The organism is Klebsiella sp. 28, from assembly GCF_018223905.1.
In the GTDB taxonomy this organism is placed as follows: Bacteria; Pseudomonadota; Gammaproteobacteria; order Enterobacterales; family Enterobacteriaceae; genus Klebsiella; species Klebsiella pneumoniae.
The window spans coordinates 1-3,699 of record NZ_JAGRQY010000254.1; the positions used below are offsets into that span (position 1 = coordinate 1).

Annotated in this window: 3 protein-coding genes; all 3 read left to right on the plus strand. The window is 61.4% G+C overall.

Going from position 1 to position 3,699, the window contains the following annotated elements; genetic code table 11:
- Nucleotides 1–1,308, plus strand: a 1,308-nt coding sequence (locus KHQ28_RS27640; RefSeq protein ID WP_323131622.1) for a type VI secretion IcmF C-terminal domain-containing protein, incomplete at its 5' end; no start/stop codon positions are given.
- A 133-nt stretch (nt 1,309–1,441) separates the two neighbouring features.
- Nucleotides 1,442–3,205 carry a type VI secretion system baseplate subunit TssF gene (gene tssF / locus KHQ28_RS27645; RefSeq protein WP_032418816.1) on the plus strand — a complete coding sequence of 588 codons (1,764 nt, stop codon included), beginning with the start codon at nt 1,442–1,444 and terminating at the stop codon, nt 3,203–3,205.
- Nucleotides 3,206–3,234: 29 nt separating this feature from the next.
- A partial coding sequence (gene tssG, locus KHQ28_RS27650; RefSeq protein WP_211777771.1) for a type VI secretion system baseplate subunit TssG occupies nt 3,235–3,699 on the plus strand: 465 nt, incomplete at its 3' end.

Genomic DNA, 3,699 nt, shown 5'->3' on the forward strand with positions numbered 1-3,699 from the left:
TTCATCAGCGCCACCAGCGGCGACTGGCGCACATCGGCCATCAGGGTCAGCTGGTCGCCGCTGGTGGCGCTGATGAACACCCTGAGCGTGCAGGGGCGAACCGGCCAGACCGGGGAAGCCATCGCCGATTCGCTGGTCAAATCGGCCAGGCAGCTGTTCAACCGTGATAACTCGCCCGTCATCGATCAACGGTCCGGCGCGCGCGGTCCTCTGGATGCCACCTTCGGGCCCGTACTGGCGCTGCTGGACAATCGCGACGGCGGGACACCCACCAGCCGTCTTAGCCTGCAGACCTTCCTGACCCGCGTCACCCAGGTGCGTCTGCGCCTGCAGCAGGTCACCAACGCCACCGATCCGCAGGCGATGACCCGGTTGCTTGCGCAGACGGTATTCCAGGGCAAGGCCGTGGATTTAACCGAAACGCGCGACTACGGCAGCCTGGTGGCGGCGGGGCTGGGCCAGGAGTGGAGTGGATTTGGGCAGACGCTGTTTGTTCGCCCGATGGAACAGGCCTGGCAGCAGGTGCTGACCCCGGCGGCGGAAAGCCTCAACGCCCAGTGGCGCAGCGCAGTGGTGGAGGACTGGAATAGCGCTTTTGGCGGTCGCTACCCCTTTAAAAATACCAGCAGTGAAGTCTCTCTGCCGCTGCTGGCAAAATACCTCAACAGCGAGACCGGGCGCATCGCCCGCTTTCTGCAGACCCGGTTGAACGGCGTGCTGCATAAAGAGGGGAGCCGCTGGATGGCGGACAGTATCAATGCTCAGGGGCTGACGTTTAACCCGGCCTTTCTGCAGGCGATGAATACCCTGAGCCATCTCTCCGACGTCGCGTTCGCCAACGGCGAAGCGGGATTGCATTTTGCGCTTCGCCCCGGCACGGCGGACGGCGTGATGCAGACGGAGCTGGTAATCGACAGTCAGAAACTTGTCTATATGAACCAGATGCCGGTCTGGCGGCGGTTCAGCTGGCCCGCTGACACCGAAGCGCCGGGCGCCAGTCTGAGCTGGATCAGTACCCGGGCGGGCACCCGCCAGTATGGCGATTTCCCGGGCGCCTGGGGGTGGATCCGTCTGCTGGATAAGGCGGTGGTCAGCGCTTATCCCGGAACGAGCAGCAGCTGGAGCCTGAGCTGGAAAGCGCCGGATGGTCTGTTGCTGAACTACACGCTGCGTACCGAGGCGGGGGAAGGACCGCTGGCGCTGCTGGCGCTGCGAAACTTTACGCTACCGGAGACGATATTCAGCGTGCGCGCGTCTGCTGAACGTGTTCCGCTGACCGACGATATACCCCGCGAAGAGGGATACTGAACCTTCTCCCTCACTGATTGGCGTTGACCTGCAACGCCAGGCCTCCTTCGCTCATGGCCGCCCGACGGCCAACTAATCTGACCGCGCAGCCATGCTGCGTGTCTCCCTGTAGACGAATAAGGGAATATTCATAATGGACGATTTAACCCTGCGATATTTTGATGCTGAAATGCGCTACCTGCGCGAGGCGGCAAAAGCGTTCGCGCAGGCTCACCCCGATCGGGCGGCGATGCTGGATCTCGATAAAGCCGGTACGCCGGACCCTTATGTAGAGCGCCTGTTTGAAGGCTTTGCCTTTTCCGTAGGTCGCTTGCGCGAAAAAATTGATGATGATCTGCCGGAGCTGACCGAGGGGCTGGTCAGCATGCTGTGGCCGCACTATTTGCGCACTATTCCATCGCTATCGATCGTGGCGCTGACCCCAACGCTGCCGGCGATGAAGATAGCGGAAACGGTGCCCGCCGGGTTTGAGATTAGCTCCCGCCCACTGGGGCCGAAAAATACCGTGTGCCGGTACCGAACCACCCGCGATCTGACGCTTAACCCGCTGGCGATAGAGGAGGCGGTGATGACGGCGGAGCCGGACGGACGTTCGGCCCTGCGACTACGATTCGCCTGTAGCGAGCTGGCTGACTGGTCGCAGACCGATCTCCGCCACCTGGCGCTGTACCTGGGGGAAGACGCTGTTACCGGCAGCGCCCTCCATCTGTGGCTGACCCGACGCCAGGCCGCGCTGTACCTGCGTCTGCCGGGTCAGACAGAGCGGGTAAGCCTCGACGGCTATTTTTCCCCGGGGGGATTCAGCGAGGAGGATCGTTTATGGCCGAAAGGGGAGAGCGCTTTCAGCGGCTATCAGCTGCTGCTCGAGTATTTCACCTTTCGCGAAAAATTTATGTTCGTGCAGCTAAATGGCCTGGAAAACATCACCCTGCCGGCGGGGATATCGCATTTCACGCTTGAGGTGGTGTTCAGCGAGGTCTGGCAAAGTGATTTACCCGTCAGCGCAAGCAGCCTACGCCTGCACTGTGTGCCGGTGATTAACCTGTTTACCCTTGAGGCCGATCCGTTGACCATCAGCGGGCTGGAGAGCGAATACCTCCTGCGTCCGAAGCGCCTGCAGGACGGGCATACCGAAATCTATTCTGTTGACAGCGTGACCGGCTCCGGGCGCACCGGGGAGGCACGCTATGTGCCTTTCACCCGCTTTCGTCACCAGGGGGGAATGATGCGTCGCCATGCGCCGGAGCGCTACTACCACACCCGCGTAAAACGGGGCGTAACCGGCATGCACGATACCTGGCTTATCCTCGGCGGACAGCAATGGGAGGCTGACCGGGAGCTGGCGCGGGAAACGGTCTCCTTGCGCATCACCGGCACTAACGGCCAGCTGCCGCGCCGGGCGCTACAGAGCACGCTGCTGGATCGCTGTGAGTCGATATCAGCCACGCCGCTTACCGTCCGCAATCTCTGTAAGCCCACGCTGCCGGCCTATCCCCCGGCGGAAGACCGCTACCACTGGCGGGTCATGAGCCATCTGGGCACCCGTTTTCTCAACATGATGAGCAGCGCCGAGGTGCTGCGCGGCACGCTGTCGCTCTACAACTGGCGGGAGGATGAGCTCAATAATCGCCGTCTGGACGCCATTCTGGCGGTCAGCCATCACCGAATTCAGCGTTTCGAGCAGGGTTTCCTGCTGCGCGGGCTGGATATCGAAGTGACGCTCGACGGTAGCGGATTTACCGGTGCGGGCGATGTCCACCTGTTTGGCGATATGCTCAACCGCTTTTTCGCACTGTATGCCGATATGAATCAGTTCAACCAGCTGACGCTCATTGTTCAACCTGAAGGGAAATGTATCCGGTGGAAAGAGAATCACAGTCTGCGCCTGCCCGGCTGATGGCGCAGCTCCGGCCTCAGTTGCCGTACATGAATTTTTACCGCTTCTGCCAGTTGCTGGAGAAGAACCATCCGAAGGCGCCGATCATCGGCAGCGGCTGGCTATTAGGTGATGAACCCATACGCTTTCGCCCGCATCCGGGGATGGGCTTTCCGGCTGGCGAAATCCGTGGAATGGACGATCCTGAACCGCCCCGTCCGCCGGCGGTTCGCGTGACTTTTATGGGACTCTACGGCGTGGAATCCCCGCTGCCGACCCACTATAGCGATGACATTGCGCAACGGCGGGAAGGCGTCGAGGCCACCGAGGATTTCCTCGATATCTTTAACCATCGGCTGATCGCCCAGTATTACCGTATCTGGCGCAAATATTCCTACCCGGCAACCTTTAGGGCGGGCGGCACGGATAACATCTCGCAGTATCTGCTGGGCCTGGCGGGGCTGGGCATACCGGGATGTGCCGCCGTTGCCGCAGCGCCGCTGTCGCGATTTCTG

What these genes read in the sequence shown, in the direction of transcription:
- tssF (WP_032418816.1), top strand. Translation starts at nt 1,442, where the DNA reads ATGGACGATTTAACCCTGCGATATTTTGATGCTGAAATGCGCTACCTG.